The sequence below is a fragment of the Marinibaculum pumilum genome (assembly GCF_042646425.1).
Classification (GTDB): Bacteria; Pseudomonadota; Alphaproteobacteria; order Ferrovibrionales; family Ferrovibrionaceae; genus Marinibaculum; species Marinibaculum pumilum.
Genome location: NZ_JBHRTR010000054.1, coordinates 704,146 through 720,742, shown reverse-complemented (window position 1 = coordinate 720,742; position 16,597 = coordinate 704,146). Strand labels below are relative to the sequence as shown.

Below are 16,597 nucleotides of genomic sequence, written 5' to 3'. Positions count from 1 at the left end.
AGCTCGCAGGAATGATTGTTGCGTGCAGGGCTGCGGAATGACGCCAAAAATCTGGCTTGGGACTGTTGCGGCATGCGCCGTGCTGGCGCCGACTGGCGCGGCGCAGGCGATCTCGATCCGGGACGACGCCGCGCCCGACGGCATTGCCGCCTACTACGACAGCGGCAACGCCTATCCGAATGTCGGCGCGATCCGCATCGGCACCGAATCCTACTGCACCGGCACCCTCCTCAATGCCCGGTCCATGCTGACCGCGTCGCACTGCTTTTTTACCGGAACCACCAACCAGGCCGACGGGCTGGGGCGCCTGACCAATGTCAGCTTCAGCCCGGAGGCCGGCGCCGCTGCGACGGCGCAGGCGACATCGGTGCGGGTCAACGCCGCCTTCGCCGGCGAGATCCCGACCGGCGACATCGCCCTGATCGCCTTCGACCGTCCGGTGACCGGCCTCACGCCGGTCGTCGTGGCGACATCGGAACAGGCGACGGGCCAGCGGGTGATCCTGGTCGGTTATGGCCTCTCCGCGCTGGGCAGCGACCCGGATGGCGCGATCTCCGACAGCCGCAGGCGGGTGTCCTACAACGTTCTGGATTTCGTCGGCGCGGCCACCGGCCTGCCGCCGACCCAGGACGGCAGCAGCCAGGACAGCAGCCAGGTGGTGGCCGCGATCGACTTCGACGCGCCCGGCTATCCCAGCACGAACAGCCTGGGGGCCGCCGTCGCGATTACCGGCGAAGGCTCGGTGCTGCCCGGCGACAGCGGCGGGCCGATGTTCGTGACTCTGGCCGACGGCCAATTGCTGCAGATCGGCGTGCTGAGCGGCGGCTACCCGCCGCAGGGGGTCGATTTCGAGGCGGCCGAACTGCCCGACGGTACGACCGTCATCACCTATGGCGATGTCGACTTCTGGCCCGCCGTCTGGACATTCCAGGACTGGCTGTCGAGCAACAGCTTCCTGCAAACGGCCAGTGCGGTTGCCGGCGACGGCTCCTGGTCGGCGGCCTCGCACTGGTCCGGTGGGGTCGTGCCGAACAACGCCTCCGGCTTCGTCGCGGGGGGCGCGGCGCGCTACTACGACGTCAGCCTGAACCAGGCCGGCACCACCGCCCTGGACATGAACGCGACCGTCGACACCCTTACGGTGAACAATGACGGCGCCGCGCTGGCGCTGGCTTCGCCCTGGACCCTGACGACGGAGGTCGGCACCACCCTGGCAGCGGGCCAGGTGGATGTCGCGGGCGGCCTGGTGGCGCCCTGGCTGCGGGTGACCGGCGGCACCCTGTCGGGCAGCGGCACGGTAACCGCGGCGGTGACGCAGACCGGCGGCACGATCTCGCCCGGCGGGGCGGGGGCGATCGGCACCCTGACGGTGACCGGACCGGTGAGCCAGACCGGCGGCGTGCTGCTGGCGGAGCTGTCGTCGACGGCGGCCGACCGCCTGAGCGCCAGCGGCGCGGTCAGCCTGGCTGGTGGGCTGCAGGTGGCGCTGCTGGGCACGGCGCCGCCGGCGGACGGGGCGGTGTTCACGGTGGCCAGCGGCGCCAGCATGGACGCGGCCGCGCTGGCGGCGCCGGCGGATATCGGTGCGGTGACGTTCAGCCTGCGCGCGGCGGGAAGCGACCTGCAGGTGGTGGTCGGCCGGCAGGCCCTGGCCGGCCAGGCGGACGGCGCGACGGGCCGGTCGGTCGCCGGGGCGCTGGACGGCATGCGCGGGCAGGCGGCCTTTGCCGGCCTGTTCGACAGCCTGGACCCGCTGCCGTCGTTCCAGATGGCGCGGGCGCTGGACCAGCTGGGCGGCGTCTCCACTACGGCCGGCGCGACGTCGCGGACGACCTCGGCGCAGTTCCTGGGGGCGGCGTCGCAGCGGGTCGGGGCGGTGCGCAGCGGCGGCGGCGAACTTGGATCGGCGAACGCGGCGGGCCTGCGGGCGCTGCTGAGCCCGGCGCCGGAGGCGGCAGCTTTGCTGGCGGCGGAACAGGCACCGGCGGGGGAGCGCCTGGTGCGGCCGCGGCTGTCGGGCCCGACGGATGCGCAGGGTGCCACACTGGCGGAGGCGCCGGTCTTCGCACTGGGCCGGGACAGCGGTTTCGGCCTGGCCTCGACGGAACTGCGCTGGGGCGTCTGGGCGCAGCCCTACGGGGTGCGGGCGGCGCGGCGCGGCGATGCGGTGGGCGACCGCTGGGACACGACGGTCGGCGGGGTCACCGGCGGCGCGGACTATCTGCTGCGCGGCGACGGGGTGACGGAAGGCCTGCTGGTGGGCGCCAGCCTGGGCTATGCGAAGGCCGATACCGGCTATCGGGAGATTACCGACGAGGTGAAGAGCCGGGCCTGGCAGGCCGGGGTCTATGGCGGCTGGTGGCAGGGTCCCTGGTCTGCCGATGCCGGCCTGGGTTTCGCGCTGAACCGCTACGAGAGCCGGCGCGACCTGAACTTCGGCACCACGAACGCCACGGCGGAAGGCCGCTATGACGGCCGCGAATATTCCGCCTATGCGGAAGGGCGCTACCGCCACGAGGTGGCTGTGGGCGGCCCCGGCAGGCTGGAACTCGTGCCGCTGGCGGGCCTGCAGGCGCTGCGGCTGCAGACCGACGGCTATACCGAGACGGGCGCCGGGGCGATGAACCTGTCGGTGGCGTCCGACACGGTGACCAGCCTGCGGTCGAGCCTGGGCGCGGCCCTGGCCTATCCGATGGCATTCCAGGACGGCACCACCCTGCGGCCGGAGCTGCGGGCGCGCTGGAGCCACGAGTTCGGCGACACGGACACGGTGGTGGATGCCAGCTTCGCCGCCGCCGGCGGCGGCGCGTTCCAGGTCTCCTCCGGCGATCTGGGGCGCGATGCGGCGCTGCTGGGCGCCGGGCTGGAGGCGCAGTTGAGCCCGCGGCTGACCCTGGGTGCCGCCTATGACGTGCAGCTGCAGGAGGGCTATTCCGCCCAGGCCGTCACCGGCCGGGTCCGGGTCGCGTTCTGACCGGGGCCGGCTGGGTTGCGGACGCAACAAGAAAAGCGAGGAAACGATGGCCGGACAGGGCAAGACGAAGCGATTCCTGCTGGGAACCGCGGCGGCCGCAGGGCTGCTCGCGCCGCTCGCGGCGGCGCATGCGATCTCGGTCCGCGACGATGTGGCGGCGGCGGCCGGCGGCGTCGCCGACTGGTACGACAGCGGCAATGCCTATCCGAATGTCGGTTCCCTGCGGCAGGGCGGGCAGAGCAGCTGCACCGGCAGCCTGATCAATGCCCGCACCCTGCTGACCGCGGCGCATTGTTTCGAGGACGATGCCTCCCAGACCGTTCAGTCCGACGCGGCGGGCCCGCAGATGGAGGTCAGCTTCAGCCCCGTGTCCGGCACGACGGTCGCGGCGAACGTGCAGTCGGTGGTGGTGCGTCCGGATTTCCGCACGGCAGAGGGCAATTTGGCTTTCCACGACATCGCCATCGTCGCGTTGGACAGGCCGGTTGCCGGCATCACCCCGGTCATCCTGACGACCAGCCAGCCGGCAGCCGGCGGCAGGGTCCTGACGGTGGGCTATGGCGGCGCCTTCACCGGCAGCGACCCGGCCGCCCTGGTCTATGACGGCAAGCGGCGCTTCGCCTACAACGTGCTGGACTTCGTCGCTGCCGGCAGCGGCCTGCCGGCGGACCGCGACGGCGATCCGCTGGCCGACAATGCCCTGGTGGTGCTGGCGGCAGATTTCGACCGGCCGGGCGATCCCTCCTATTCCAGCCTGGGCAGTGCCGAGGCGCTGGAGGGCGAGGGGGCGACGGTCGCCGGCGACAGCGGCGGGCCGCTGTTCCTGGTCATGCCAGACGGCAGCCTGGTGCAGGTCGGCGTCCTGGCCGGCGGCGACGGCACCGCGGTGGCGCAGAGCATCGCGGTGGAGATCGGCGGCCAGGTCTATACCGGCTATGGCGACCTGGAGATCTGGACCAACGTCGCCAACTACCTGGACTGGCTGTCGACCAACGCCTTCCTGAAGGAGGTCGCGGGCCAGGCCGGGGACGGCAGCTGGTCGTCCGCCGCCCACTGGTCGGGCGGGGTCGTGCCGGACAATTCCACCGGCTATGTGAACAACGGGGGCGCGCGCTACTACAACGTCACCCTGAACCAGGCCGGCACCACCGTGCTGGACATGGACCCGCGCATCGACAGCCTGATGGTCGACAATGATTCGGCCGTGCTGGACATCGCCGCCGGGCGAACGCTGACCGCGGAGGTCGGCAGCACCCTGGCGGCCGGCACCGTCGCGGTGGCCGGCAGCCTGGTCTCGCCCTGGCTGCGGCTGAGCGGCGGCACCCTGTCCGGCAGCGGCACCGTCACGGCCTCCCAGGGGGTGACGCAGACGGGCGGCACGATCTCTCCCGGCGGGACGGGTGCGATCGGCAGCCTGGGCATCGCCGGCCCCTTCACCCAGAGCGGCGGCATCCTGCTGGCGGAGCTGTCGTCGACGGCTGCGGACCGGCTGGCGGTCAGCGGCGGCACGGCCAGCCTGAAGGGCGGCCTGCAGGTGGCGCTGCTGGGCGAGACGCCGCCGGATGCCGGCACCCGTTTCGCGGTGGTGACCGGCGATGCGGTGGACGCCGCTTCGCTGGCGGACCCGGCGGCGATCGGTGCGGTGACCTTCACCCTGGAGCGCAGCGCGACCGGGGTCACCGTACTGGTCGGCCGCGAGGAACTGACCGATATCGGCGCCGATGCCGACCAGGACGGGGTCGCGGCGGCGCTGGATGCGCAGCGCGGCAATGCCGCCTTCGAAGGGGTGTTCGACGCGCTCGACGACCTGCCGCAGGGGCAGATCCGCGAGGCGCTGGAGGACATGTCGGAGGTGCCGACCACTGCCGGCGTCACCGGGCGGGCGAGCAGCGCGCAGTTCCTCGGCGCGGCGTCGCAGCGGGTGGCGGCGGTCCGGCTGGGCCTGGCCGGCGATGCGGGGGAGAGCATGCTGGCGCTGCAGGCGCTCGGCGCGGCGCCGCTGAGTCCCGCCGGACTGGCGGAGGCGAGCCGGCTGGCCGCGGACGCGACCGGCCCGGCGCGGCTGGCGCGGCCGCGCTTCGCCGGGCCGGTGGACGGCCTTGGCAGCGCCGTGGCGGCGGGACCGGCCCTGCATGTCGGCGCAGGCTCGAGCCTGGCCGCGATGACCGGCACCGAGACTGACTGGGGCGGCTGGCTGCAGCCCTACGGCACCCGCACCCTGCGGCGCGGCAACGACCAGGGCTCGCGCTACGACGCCACCCTGGGCGGTGCGGCGGCCGGCATCGACTACCGGCTGGCCGACGGCCTGATCGTCGGCGCCAGCCTGGGCTATGCGCGGGCCGATGTCGGCTATCTGGACAGCAGCAACAGCCAGCGCATGCGCAGCTATCAGGGCGGGCTCTATGCCGGCTGGTGGGACGGGCCCTGGTCGCTGGAGGGCGGGCTGGGCCTGGCGCTGAACCGCTACGAGAACCGCCGCGACATCGTCTTCGGCACCGTCAACACCTCGGCAGAGGGCCGCTATGACGGCACGGAATATTCCGCCTATGCCGAGGGCGGCTACCGCTTCGACCTCGCTTTGGCCGGGCGGCCGGTCGCGCTGACCCCGGTCGCCAGCCTGCAGGCGCTGCGGCTGGACACCGGCGGCTATACGGAGACCGGCGCCGGTGCGTTGAACCTTGCGGTTTCGGGCGACCGGGTGAGCAGCGTGAAATCGGGTCTCGGCCTGTCGCTGGCGACACCCTTCATGCTGGACGACGGCCGCCGGATCACGCCGGAGGTCCGCGGCCGCTGGCTGCACGAATTCGCCGACACCAACGTCTCGGTCGACAGCCGCTTCGCCACGGCCGGCGGCGCCGCCTTCCAGGTCGCCTCCGACAGCCTGGGCCGGGATGCCGCGGTGCTGGGCGCCGGGCTGCAGGCGGAGCTGGGCCCGCGCCTGGGCTTCGCCGCGGGCTATGACGTGCAGCTGCAGTCCGGCCTGACCGTGCATGCGGTGACGGCGAAGCTGCGGCTCGGCTTCTGAATGGCGCTGCGGCCAGCCGGGCCCTGCCCGTCAATCCGCGCCCGGCGGCCCGCCTGCCGGCGCCATGCCGTCGGCGTCATGCCGAACTGCCGTCGGAAGCGGTTGTTGAAGGTCGACAGGTCGCCGAAGCCGGCATCGAAGGCGATGGCGGCCACCGGCTCCGCGGTCAGGCGCAGTGCGACGGCCGCATGCTGCATGCGGGCGCGCAGCAGGTAGCGGTAGGGGGTCGTCCCCACGATCGCGGCGAAGCTGCGCAGGAAGTGGAAGCTGCTGACCCCGGCCGAGGCGGCCAGCGCCTCCAGGGAGAGCGGCTCGGCCTGCTCCCGCTCCAGTCGCTGCAGAGCCTCCGCCACCCGCCTTCGGTCCTTCGCGCCCGGCGATCGCGGCACCGGGGGGGCGCCTTCCTGGCCTGCCAGGACGGCCCCGGCGAGCGCCAGGGCCAGTTCCTCCAGCGCTGCCGGATCCGGTGCGGCGGCCAGCGCTTCCGCCTGCGCGGCGAGCGGCAGCAGGGACTCCAGCGGCGGCAGGTGCGGCCGTGCGAACCGCCGCTGGCGGATCCCGGGCAGATCGCGACATATCGTGTCGAGCAGGGCCTCGTCATAGTGAAAGGCGATGCAGGTATCGCCCCAGCTATGGTCGTGGCCGCATTCATAGACCTGGCCGGCATTGCCCAGCATGACGCCGCCGGGCGCCAGTTCCGCATCGCCGAGGGTTGAGCGGTAGCCGAAGGTCCCTTTCGTCACGACGGCGATGCAGGACCGCCCGTGGCATTCCTCGAACGGCCGGTCCGCCGGGCCGGCGCGGCAGGTGATCGCCACGGCGCTCCAGCCGCCGCGCGGATCCTCTGCCAGGGGGCGCCAAGTCGTGCTCATGCCGCAAGGATAGCAATTATCCCCAAGCCGCCGCCCGCGGAATCCGGCCTCCTTCACCGCGGCCGGCGACAGGGCGTTCCGTGCCCCGGCGAGCGGCATCGGACAGGAGGATAAGGATGCTGAACCATGTCTCCATCGGCGTTGCCGACATCGCGCGCGCCCGGGACCTCTACGATGCGGCGCTGGCGCCGCTCGGCTATCGCTGCCTGGACAGCGGCGAGGCCCATCTGGGCTATGGCGCCGACGCCATCGGGCTGTGGCTTCTGAAGGAGGAAGGTGTGTCGCCCGGCGATCCGCGGCCGGGCCTGCATCTGTGCTTCGAGGCGCCGGACCGGTCGGCGGTGGCGGCGTTTCACGAAGCGGCCCTGGCCCGGGGCGGGCGCGACAACGGCGCCCCGGGGCTGCGGCCGGACTATGGCGCGGACTATTTCGCCGGCTTCGTCATCGACCCGGACGGTTACCGGATCGAAGCCTATTGCGGCGGCTGACCGGCCGGCGCGGCATGGCGGCCGGTCCGTGGCGGGCCGGCCGTCCTACCGCCGCGGACGTTTCGGCCAGTCGACATAGTCGGCCGGTTTCTTCCGCACCCAGCGCACGAAGCGGGCAATGTCGGGATCGCCGGCGACCGCCGCGGCCGTGTCGTAGGCGGCCGCCAGCTCCGTCTCGCTGAAGCGGCGGTGGATCATCCGGTGGCAGACCAGGTGCAGCCAGCTCCAGTCGCGGCCGCCATGCGACTTGGGCCGCCAGTGATGGCGGTCGATGCTCGGCCCGTCGACCAGCGGCCGGCCGCAGATCGGACAGTTGCCGGGCAGGGCGGGCGGCATGCCGCTCAGGCCGTCGCCTTCCGCCTGCCGCCTTTGCGGGCCCGGGCTGCGGCGGCGCGGTCCGCCGCAGACATCCCCGCCGCCGCCTTCGCCCCCGCGGCTTCGGCCGCGCTGGCGCGGTGCGGCTTCGCGGCGCCGGCCCTGCGGCCTCGCGCCAGCCGGGCCTTGGTCGCGGCCTCGGATTCCTCCGATTCCGCCTGGGCGACATGCTTCGCCGCGGCGCCCTTGGCGCTCTTCGCCTTCTTGGCCCCCTTCGGCTTCGCGCTTGACGCCTGGAGATGGCTCTTGCGGGCGCCGGAGCGCAGAGCCTCGGCGATCGCCGCAGCCGGGGCCCCGTCCTTGCGGGCACGATCGCCCCGCGCCTGGCCGTGGTATTCGAGGTTCGGCATCATGTCGATCGCCGCCGCCATGCGGTTCGACATGTTGAAGAAGCTGGCCGTGGCGGCGATGTCCCAGATGTCGCGGTCGGTCCAGCCGGCCTTGCGCAGCGCCTTGCGGTCCTCCTCCTCCATCTTGTCCGGCGTCTCCGTCAGCTTGGCGGCGAAGTCGAGCATGGCGCGCTGCTTCTTCGGCAGGTCGGCGGCGCGGTAGTTCATCACCATCAGCTCGCCCAGGACCGGGTCGCCGGACAGCTCCCGCACAGCCGCGCCATGCGCGGTCAGGCAGTAGTAGCAGTGGTTGATGCTGGACACCGTGACGGCGATCATCTCCCGCTCCAGCTTGCTGAGGCCGGAGGGGCCGAGCATCAGCTCGTTGTACATGGCGGAGAAGCCGTTCAGCTTGTCCTCGTCGAAGGCATAGGCGGCGATCACGTTGGGCACCATGCCCAGCTTCTCTTCGCACTTGTCGAAGTATTTCTGGGTACGCTCCGACATCGCCGACCGCTTCGGCTGCGGGATCTTCAGCGCGTGGACGTGTTTCGGCTGGCTCATCCGTTTTCTCCCTTGATGTCGCCGCGATGCCCGGGGCGGTGCAGCGGGACAAGCTTCGCCGCCAAGCCGCCGGACGGCAACGGCGCGGGCGGCGGGTGCGTCAGTCGGTCCGGCGTTTCAATCGGACCGGGGAAAGCGGGCCGGTTCGCCCACCTGGCCGCGATGGCGCAGCAACTGGTCCGCCAGCACGCAGGCGGCCATCGCCTCGCCCACCGGAACCGCGCGGAGGCCGACGCAGGGGTCATGACGGCCCTTTGTCGCCACATCGATATCCCGGCCGTCGATGTCAACCGACCGGCGCGGCGTGGTGATCGAGGAGGTGGGCTTCACGGCGAAGCGGACGATCAGGTCCTGGCCGGTGGAGATGCCGCCCAGGACGCCGCCGGCATGGTTGGACAGGAAGTCGATCCCGGCCGGCGTGTTGCTGCCGGGAGGTGCGGGGCGGGCCCGCATTTCGTCCGCATGGGCGCTGCCGGTCGCCTCCGCCGCCGCGAAGCCGTCGCCGATCTCCACGCCCTTGACGGCGTTGATGCTCATCATTGCCGCGGCGAGTTCGGCATCGAGCTTGCCGTAGATCGGTGCGCCCAGGCCCATCGGCATGCCGGAGGCCACGACCTCGATCACCGCGCCGGTGGAATCGCCGGCCCGCCGCAGCTCATCGATATGCCGCTCCCAGACCGGCACCATTTCGGGATCCGGGCACCAGAACGGATTGCGCTCCACCTCCGCCCAGTCCCAGCGGGCGCGGTCGATGCGGTGCGGGCCGACCTGCACCAGGGCGCCGCGGATCGTGACGTCAGGCCCCAGGACCAGCCGGGCAACACCGCCGGCAGCCACCCGCGCCGCGGTCTCCCGCGCCGAGGAACGGCCGCCGCCGCGATAGTCGCGGATGCCGTACTTCGCCCAATAGGCCAGGTCGGCATGGCCGGGGCGGAAGGTGCGCGCGATCTCCGAATAATCCTTCGAGCGCTGGTCGACATTCTCGATCAGCAGCTGGATTGGCGTGCCGGTGGTCTGCCCCTCGAAAGTGCCGGAGAGGATACGAACCTGGTCCGGCTCCCGCCGCTGCGTGGTGAAGCGCGACTGGCCGGGGCGCCGGCGGTCGAGCCAGCGCTGGATCGCTGCCTCGTCGAGGGGCAGGCGCGGTGGTACGCCGTCCACCACGCAGCCGAGCGCGGGCCCATGGCTTTCGCCCCAGGTGGTGACGCGGAACAGAGTGCCGAAGCTGTTGGCGGACATGGCGGGCGGCGGCGGCCGGGTCCTATTCCTTGCGGAAGCTGGTCAGCAGCTCGCCCACCTGGCGGGCGGCGTCGACGGCCACCATGCCGACGGTGTGATAGCCCGAATCGACATGGTGCACTTCGCCCGTGACCCCCGCGCCCAGATCGCTGAGCAGGTAGAGACCGGCATTGCCGACCTGCTCGATCGTCACGTTGCGGCGCAGCGGCGAGTTCAGCTCGTTCCACTTCAGGATGAAGCGGAAATCGCCGATGCCGCTGGCGGCCAGGGTGCGGATCGGGCCGGCGGAGATCGCATTCACCCGGATATTTTCCGGCCCCAGGTCGGTGGCCAGATAGCGCACGCTGGCCTCCAGCGCGGCCTTGGCGACGCCCATCACGTTGTAGTGGGGCATCACCCGTTCCGCACCATAGTAGGTCAGGGTCAGGATCGAGCCACCGGCCGACATCAGCGGCACGGCGCGCTGGCAGACGGCGGTGAAGGAGTAGCAGGAGACCTGCAGGGTGCGGGCGAAATTCTCCGGCGTCGTCTCCAGGTAGCGGCCCTTGAGCTGGTCCTTGTCGGAATAGGCGATGGCATGGACCAGGAAGTCCAGCCCGCCCCATTTTTCCTTCACCTCAGCGAACAAGGCGTCCAGCGAGCCCGCGTCGGTGACGTCGCATTCGGCGACGAGGTCGGCCGAAACGCTCTCCGCCAGCGGTCGCACCCGCTTGGCGAGCTGTTCGCCCTGATAGGTGAAGGCCAGGCGGGCACCCTGGGCGGCGCAGGCCTGTGCGACGCCCCAGGCGATGGAGCGATCGTTGGCGACACCCATGATCAGGCCGCGCTTGCCAGCCATCAGTGATTGCGCTTCGGACATATGAAAAGCCTCGGAAGGGGAAAATGCCCCGCAGAAGTGGCAGCCGGACGCGGCAGGCCGGAACCGCCGGAGCCGGGCACCGGAACCCGCAGGGGCAGCAACGTATACTAAAGCCGGTCATGGCGGCAAAGTAGGGTGCGCGACGGAATGCATGCGACCAGGGAGCCAGGCGTTGAACGGCAGGGCTGAAGCGGACGAGGCCGCGGCGGGCGCGTCGTCGACGGAGGACGAGGCCTGGGACGGCGAGGCCGAGGTGACGGCGCCGGACGCGCCGGATTCGCCCCCCGGGGCAGGCGACGGTGCGACCGCCGGCGCAGGGCCGGCAAACACGGCATGGGCGCTGCCGGACTGGATGCCGCGCCAGGCGGAGGCGCTGCGGCAGCTGGTGGTGGCGGTCGTGCGCCGCTTCCTGGGCGACAATGGCCCGCAGGTGGCCGCCTCACTGACCTATACCTCGCTGCTGTCGCTGGTGCCGGTGCTGGCGCTGTCCCTGGCCATCATCGCCGTCTTCCCCTCCTTCTCGTCGTTGCGGGGGGAGTTGCGGGAACTGTTCACCGACAACTTCCTGCCCGGCTCCGTCGCCGCCATCGACCAGTACCTGGATACCTTCACGCGCAACGCCGGTCAGCTGACCGCGGCCGGCCTGATCGGCCTGGTGGTCACATCGGTGCTGCTGTTCGTCACCATCGAGAACGCCTTCAACCGGATCTGGCGCGTGTCCCACAACCGCTCCTTCGTGGTGCGGCTGATGGCGTTCTGGACCCTGATGAGCCTGGGTCCCCTGGTCTTCGGCTTCAGCGTGTCGATCTCCGCCACCCTGTCCGACGCGGTCAGCGGCATGCGCGGGACCTTCCAGAGCCTGGCCGCCTTCGGCCCGCCGCTCCTGGCCTTCTGCGGCTTCATGGGGCTGTACTGGATGCTGCCGAACTATCCGGTGCGCTGGAAGCATGCCGCGGCCGGCGCCCTGGTCGCCGCGCTGCTGTTCGAGGTGCTGAAGCGGGGCTTTGCGGTCTACGTACAGTCCTTTCCGACCTACCAGATGATCTATGGCGCCCTGTCGATGGTGCCGATCCTGCTGATCTGGACATACCTGGCATGGTGCGTCGCGATCATCGGTGCGGTGGTGACCGCGGTGCTGCCGAACTTCCAGATGATGTCCGGGATGCCGGAGGAGGAGGCGCGGGACCGCCGCCAGCTGGAGATCGCGCTGCTGCTGCTGGAGGAACTGCGCCGCTGCGCGCAGCAGGGCGTGCCGCTGAAGCTGCCGCCGCTGGTGCGCCGGGCCGGCATCGCATCGGATACCCTGGACCTGGTGATCGCCCGCCTGGTGGCGGCGCGGATCGTGCTGCGCAAGGGCCGGCTGGAGCTGGTTCTGTGCCGCGACCTGCGGCAGCTGCGGCTGTTCGACCTGCTCACGGCCCTGCGGCTGCTGCCCGGCCTGGCCTGGCGGGAACTGCCGCAGCCGGTACGGGGCGACCGTGCCGCAGGCGGCCGTGCGTCACGGCCCTGGGCGGGCGAACTGCAGTCGCGCATGCTGACGGCACGGGGCGCGGCGCAGGATGCCCTGGCCGTCGACCTGGACAGCTTCCTGGCGCAATATTCGTCCGACGCATCGGTCGAGACGCCGCGCCGCGGCCTCCGCCGACTGCTGCGCTGAGGGGCCGGACGGGAAGCCGGCTCCCGAGAGGGAGGAAGAACAATGCATTCACAGTCCGCATCCGCGGGCCATGCCCACTCTGTGTCCCGGGGCCCGCTGTTCCGGGGGCCGCTGTCCCGGGGACTGGCTGCAGCCGCGCTGGCCGGCAGCCTGTTCCTGGCCGGTGCCGCGTCGGCGGCGGACCTGCCGCAGGGCGATCCCGCCAATCTGGGCCTGGCGCCGGACAGGCTCGAGACCATCACGGCGATGCTGAAGGAGAAGGTCGACCAGCAGTTGTTCCCGGGTGCCGTCCTGACGATCGTCCGGCACGGAGAGGTCGGCTATCAGCAGGCCGTCGGCAAGCGCACCCCGGGCGGGCCGGAGATGACGACGGACTCGCTGTTCCGGATCTACTCGATGACCAAGCCGATCGTGACGGTGGCGGCGATGATGCTGGTCGAAGAGGGCAAGCTGACGATCGGCGATCCGGTCGCCCGCTACATCCCCGAATTCAAGGAACTGCAGGTCGCCGTCGACCAGCCGGGCGGCGGCGAGGCCCAGATGGAGCCGGCGCGTCGGCCGATCACGGTGCAGGACCTGATGCGCCACACGGCGGGGCTGACCTACGGCTTCTTCGGCGCAGGCGCGGCCCGCAAGGCCTATCTGGACAATGGCATCGGCGATCCCGCCAAGACCAACGAGGAATTCGCCAAGGCGATCGCCCAGATGCCGCTGGAGCACCAGCCCGGCACGACCTGGGAATACAGCCACGCCACCGACGTCCTCGGCCGGGTGGTCGAGGTGGTGTCCGGCCAGCCGCTCGGGGCCTTCCTGAAGGCGCGCATCTTCGATCCGCTGGACATGCAGGATACCGGCTTCGAGGTGGCCGACACGGGCAATCACGGGCGGATCGCCGAACCGATGGAAAGTGACCGCCAGATCGGCCCGGTGGCGCTGTACAATCCGGCGGAATCCCGGGCCTGGGAATCCGGCGGCGGCGGGCTGGTCTCCACCGCCCGCGACTATTCCCGGTTCCTGCAGATGATGCTGAACGGCGGCGAGCTGGACGGCGTCCGGATCCTGGGCCCGAAGACCATCGCCTTCATGACGGCCGACCATCTGGGGCCCGACATCAAGCCGGGCAAGTACTACCTGCCGGGCCCGGGATACGGTTTCGGTCTGGGCTTTGCGGTGCGGACCTCAGAAGGGCTGTCCAACGTTCCCGGCAGCGTCGGCGAGTATTACTGGGGCGGCGCCGCCGGGACCTATTTCTGGGTCGACCCGGCGGAGGACATGTTCGTCGTCTACATGATGCAGTCGCCGAAGCATCGCGTGCCGATGCGCTCGGTGCTGCGCGACATGGTCTACGGCGCGGTGGTGGAGAGCGGCGCGCAGATGCAGCAGGGCTCGAACTGACGGGCGGTTGCGGCGGGCCGGCGCGTGCCGGCCCGCCGCACCTCAGTCGACCGTGAAGCGGCGGCGTACGTCGTATTCGCCGCCCCATTTGCGGATGGCCTTTTCCAGTTCCGGATCCGGCACCTCCGGCAGGGTGACGACCAGCTTCACATACTGGTCGCCGCGCCGCTGGGCCTTCTCCCCCGGAACGCCCTTCTCCCGCAGGCGCAGGACGGTGCCCGAATTGGAGCCTTTCGGCACGGTCAGGTTCACCATGCCGTCGATGGTGGGCACCTGGATCCGGCTGCCCAGCACCGCTTCCGAAAGGGTGATCGGCAGGTCCAGGTGGATGTCGTCGCCCTTGCGGGTGAAGAAGGCATGCGGATCGACATTCACCTCGATCAGCGCATCGCCGGAAGGCGCCCCGTGCGGCCCGGCCTCGCCCTGGCCCTTGAGGCGGATCTGCTGGCCGCTGTCGATGCCGGCAGGGATCTTCACGTCCAGGGTCTTGCCGCTGGGCAGGGTGATGCGCCGCTTGGTGCCGCGGGCGGCGTCCAGGAAGCCGATGCGGATCGCGTAGCTGCGGTCGGCGCCGCGCTCGGTGAAGGGATTCGACCGCTGTTCGCGCCGGCCCCCCTGTCCGAACAGGTCGGAGAAGATGTCCTCCGGCCCGCCGCCGGCGGAAGCCCCTTCGAAGCCGAACTGGCGGAAGAACTCGCTCTCCTCCCGGGCGCGGCTGCGCCGGCCGCCGGCCCCGCGGAAGCCGGACCTGAAGCCGTCGGCGTTGCAGCCCCCCGCCTGGGAGCCCCCCGCATGGAACCCCCGGGCACGGTCGTTGCCGTTGCCGTCGATCTCGCCGCGGTCGTAGCGCCCGCGCTGCTTGATGTCGCCCAGGATCTTGTAGGCGCTGGAGACCTCCTTGAACCGGTCGGCGACGATCCGGTCGTCCGGGTTGTGGTCCGGGTGCAACTCCTTTGCCAGCCGTCGATAGGCCTTCTTGATATCGTCCTGGCTGGCGGTGCGGGGCACCTCGAGAATGGTGTAAAGGTCGCGCATCTCAGATCAGTCTGGGGCCGGTCCCGGCATGGTTCACCCGGCACGATTCACATTGTGCGCCGTACGGCCGGCCGGAAAGTATAGGCCGATTTGCGGTGCCGGCCGCACAGATTCGGCGCACCGTTAAGGTTTGCCTCCGGGCGACGAATGCAAGTCCCCTGCCGTTTTGCTGCCGGCATGGGCGGCCGCTGCCCGCAGTCGCATCACCGGCCGCGGATCAGGCGGTTGCGGGCCGCCTCCCGTGCGGCCGGGTCGATCCGCCGCTGCAGGTCCTCCAGCGCGCGCCGCCCCTCGAAATCGCCGCCGGTGCTGGCCCGCATATACCAGTAATAGGCCGTCGCCGGGTCCGCCGGAGCGCCCAGGCCCTGTTCGTTCAACCAGCCGAGCAGGTATTGCGCCCGTCCCACACCGGCATCGGCCAGGGGCTGCAGTTCGGTGCGGGCCATTCCATAGTCGCCGGCGCGATAGGCCTGCAGGGCCTGTGGCGCGACTCCCTCCAGCGGACCGAGGTCGCCCGGTGCGGCCGAGGCGGCATCCGTGCCGCCGGGTGTCGCCGTCCCAACCGGGCTCGGCGGCGCTGCCCCCTGCGTTGCGGGCTCGGCCGGAAGCGGCTGGGTGGCAGGCGGCTGGGGCGCGGCTGGCGTGGCCGGTGCATTCTCGGGTGAAATCGCGTCGGTGATCAGCGCCAGCACCCAGTTCTCCGCATCGCTGCGGCTGTCGGCGGACGGCGGTGTCTCCTCGGCATCGCGGGATGGGGGCGGCCTGGCCGCGACACGCGGTGACAGGGCGCCGCTTTCGGCATCGGGGCGCGGGGTCGGCAAGGGCGGCGGCGATTCCTCCGACGCCCCGCCGAAAACGCCGGCCAGCCGGTCGACGATCTCCGGCGATTCGCTGCTGGCCGGCGTTTCAAGGCTTTCCTCGCCATCGGTATCCACCGGCGCCGTTGGATTGGCGCCGGCCGCCGCGGCGGTCGCACCATCCGCGGCGGATGGCTGCGGCGGGGCAGCGGGAATTGCCGGGGGCGTGGTGGGCGGTGCGGCAGGCGGCGGATCCGCCGGGCCTTCCCGCTTCTGCAGGCCGGGATCGGGTGGCGGCGCCTCGGCCACCAGGGCGCCGAGCTGCGCCAGCGCCTCGGGATGGCCGGCCTTCGCGGCACGCTGCAGCCAGCCCAGTGCCAGCGCCTCGTTGCGCTGGACGCCGCGCCCCTGCTGGTAGAGCTGTGCCAGATTGTACTGCGCCACGGTATGGCCCTGGATCGCGGCCTGGCTGAACCAGTAGGCGGCCTGGGCGGGGTCTTCCTCCACGCCCTGGCCCTGCAGGTACATCATCGCCAGGTTGGCCTGCGCCCGGTCGAGGCCCATCTCGGCCGCCCGCCGGTACCAGTCGGCCGCGGCGGCGAGGTCCTGCGGCACCCCCTGTCCCCAGCGGTACAGATGACCGACATTGCGCATCGCCGCCGGGTCGCCGTCGCGGGCGAGCTCGATCCATTCCTCGAAGGCGGCCGGGAAGTCGCCCCTCTGATAGGCCCTCAGGCCTTCCTCGAAACCGGCGAGGGCGCCGCCCGGCGCCGGCCAGGCGAGCAGCAGCAGGGCGAGCAGGAACAGTGCCGGCAGAAAAAGTGCCGGACGGGCACGCACAGATCCAGACATCCGTCTTTCCGATTGCCGCGGCGACGTCCGGCGTCGTGTGCGAAACGAAGGCCCGCCAGATGCGGGCCGGCAGAGGTCCGGCCGGCCGCTTCGATGCGGCCGCCGGTCCCTCCCCCGGTCGGAGACCCTGCGCTGG

12 protein-coding genes are annotated in these 16,597 nt (G+C 71.4%); 5 read left to right on the top strand and 7 right to left on the bottom strand.

Annotated features, from left to right (window positions below; genetic code table 11):
• The first annotated feature begins 79 nt into the window (after positions 1–79).
• Positions 80–2,974, top strand: a complete 2,895-nt coding sequence (locus ACFOGJ_RS30185) for an autotransporter family protein (protein ID WP_379907055.1) — start codon at positions 80–82, stop codon at positions 2,972–2,974.
• Positions 2,975–3,020: 46 nt separating this feature from the next.
• Complete coding sequence (locus tag ACFOGJ_RS30180; protein ID WP_379907054.1) at positions 3,021–5,999, top strand: autotransporter family protein; 2,979 nt, start codon at positions 3,021–3,023, stop codon at positions 5,997–5,999.
• Here the strand turns inward: ACFOGJ_RS30180 and ACFOGJ_RS30175 are convergent.
• Entirely contained in the window at positions 5,930–6,871 is a 942-nt protein-coding gene (locus tag ACFOGJ_RS30175; RefSeq protein WP_379907053.1) for a helix-turn-helix transcriptional regulator, read from the bottom strand. The genes ACFOGJ_RS30180 and ACFOGJ_RS30175 overlap by 70 nt on opposite strands.
• A gap of 116 nt (positions 6,872–6,987) precedes the next feature.
• On the opposite strand from ACFOGJ_RS30175, the gene ACFOGJ_RS30170 reads away from it, so the two are divergent.
• Complete coding sequence (locus ACFOGJ_RS30170) at positions 6,988–7,359, top strand: VOC family protein (protein WP_379907052.1); 372 nt, start codon at positions 6,988–6,990, stop codon at positions 7,357–7,359.
• A gap of 45 nt (positions 7,360–7,404) precedes the next feature.
• Here ACFOGJ_RS30170 and ACFOGJ_RS30165 read toward each other — a convergent pair whose 3' ends face one another.
• The 4 genes from ACFOGJ_RS30165 to fabI all read right to left on the bottom strand — a co-directional run bounded on the left by ACFOGJ_RS30165 (position 7,405) and on the right by fabI (position 10,725).
• On the bottom strand, positions 7,405–7,695 hold the full coding sequence (locus ACFOGJ_RS30165; protein ID WP_379907051.1) for an HNH endonuclease: 291 nt from the start codon (positions 7,693–7,695) through the stop codon (positions 7,405–7,407).
• Between the two features lie 5 nt (positions 7,696–7,700).
• Entirely contained in the window at positions 7,701–8,627 is a 927-nt protein-coding gene (locus ACFOGJ_RS30160) for a peroxidase-related enzyme (RefSeq protein ID WP_379907050.1), read from the bottom strand.
• A 117-nt stretch (positions 8,628–8,744) separates the two neighbouring features.
• Complete coding sequence (gene aroC / locus ACFOGJ_RS30155; RefSeq protein ID WP_379907048.1) at positions 8,745–9,866, bottom strand: chorismate synthase; 1,122 nt, start codon at positions 9,864–9,866, stop codon at positions 8,745–8,747.
• Between the two features lie 22 nt (positions 9,867–9,888).
• Positions 9,889–10,725 carry an enoyl-ACP reductase FabI gene (gene fabI / locus ACFOGJ_RS30150; protein ID WP_379907047.1) on the bottom strand — a complete coding sequence of 279 codons (837 nt, stop codon included), beginning with the start codon at positions 10,723–10,725 and terminating at the stop codon, positions 9,889–9,891.
• A gap of 172 nt (positions 10,726–10,897) precedes the next feature.
• On the opposite strand from fabI, the gene ACFOGJ_RS30145 reads away from it, so the two are divergent.
• Positions 10,898–12,382 carry a YihY family inner membrane protein gene (locus ACFOGJ_RS30145; RefSeq protein WP_379907046.1) on the top strand — a complete coding sequence of 495 codons (1,485 nt, stop codon included), beginning with the start codon at positions 10,898–10,900 and terminating at the stop codon, positions 12,380–12,382.
• Positions 12,383–12,424: 42 nt separating this feature from the next.
• Entirely contained in the window at positions 12,425–13,777 is a 1,353-nt protein-coding gene (locus ACFOGJ_RS30140) for a serine hydrolase domain-containing protein (RefSeq protein ID WP_379907045.1), read from the top strand.
• A 42-nt stretch (positions 13,778–13,819) separates the two neighbouring features.
• Here the strand turns inward: ACFOGJ_RS30140 and ACFOGJ_RS30135 are convergent, their stop codons facing one another.
• Both ACFOGJ_RS30135 and ACFOGJ_RS30130 read right to left on the bottom strand, forming a co-directional pair.
• On the bottom strand, positions 13,820–14,812 hold the full coding sequence (locus tag ACFOGJ_RS30135) for a DnaJ C-terminal domain-containing protein (protein ID WP_379907043.1): 993 nt from the start codon (positions 14,810–14,812) through the stop codon (positions 13,820–13,822).
• A gap of 203 nt (positions 14,813–15,015) precedes the next feature.
• Positions 15,016–16,461, bottom strand: a complete 1,446-nt coding sequence (locus tag ACFOGJ_RS30130; RefSeq protein WP_379907042.1) for a tetratricopeptide repeat protein — start codon at positions 16,459–16,461, stop codon at positions 15,016–15,018.
• Between the last annotated feature and the right edge of the window lie 136 nt (positions 16,462–16,597).

What these genes read in the sequence shown, in the direction of transcription:
- ACFOGJ_RS30180 (WP_379907054.1), top strand. Translation starts at nt 3,021, where the DNA reads ATGGCCGGACAGGGCAAGACGAAGCGATTCCTGCTGGGAACCGCGGCG.
- ACFOGJ_RS30175 (WP_379907053.1), bottom strand. Translation starts at nt 6,871, where the DNA reads ATGAGCACGACTTGGCGCCCCCTGGCAGAGGATCCGCGCGGCGGCTGG.
- ACFOGJ_RS30170 (WP_379907052.1), top strand. Translation starts at nt 6,988, where the DNA reads ATGCTGAACCATGTCTCCATCGGCGTTGCCGACATCGCGCGCGCCCGG.
- ACFOGJ_RS30165 (WP_379907051.1), bottom strand. Translation starts at nt 7,695, where the DNA reads ATGCCGCCCGCCCTGCCCGGCAACTGTCCGATCTGCGGCCGGCCGCTG.
- ACFOGJ_RS30160 (WP_379907050.1), bottom strand. Translation starts at nt 8,627, where the DNA reads ATGAGCCAGCCGAAACACGTCCACGCGCTGAAGATCCCGCAGCCGAAG.
- aroC (WP_379907048.1), bottom strand. Translation starts at nt 9,866, where the DNA reads ATGTCCGCCAACAGCTTCGGCACTCTGTTCCGCGTCACCACCTGGGGC.
- fabI (WP_379907047.1), bottom strand. Translation starts at nt 10,725, where the DNA reads ATGTCCGAAGCGCAATCACTGATGGCTGGCAAGCGCGGCCTGATCATG.
- ACFOGJ_RS30140 (WP_379907045.1), top strand. Translation starts at nt 12,425, where the DNA reads ATGCATTCACAGTCCGCATCCGCGGGCCATGCCCACTCTGTGTCCCGG.
- ACFOGJ_RS30135 (WP_379907043.1), bottom strand. Translation starts at nt 14,812, where the DNA reads ATGCGCGACCTTTACACCATTCTCGAGGTGCCCCGCACCGCCAGCCAG.
- ACFOGJ_RS30130 (WP_379907042.1), bottom strand. Translation starts at nt 16,461, where the DNA reads ATGTCTGGATCTGTGCGTGCCCGTCCGGCACTTTTTCTGCCGGCACTG.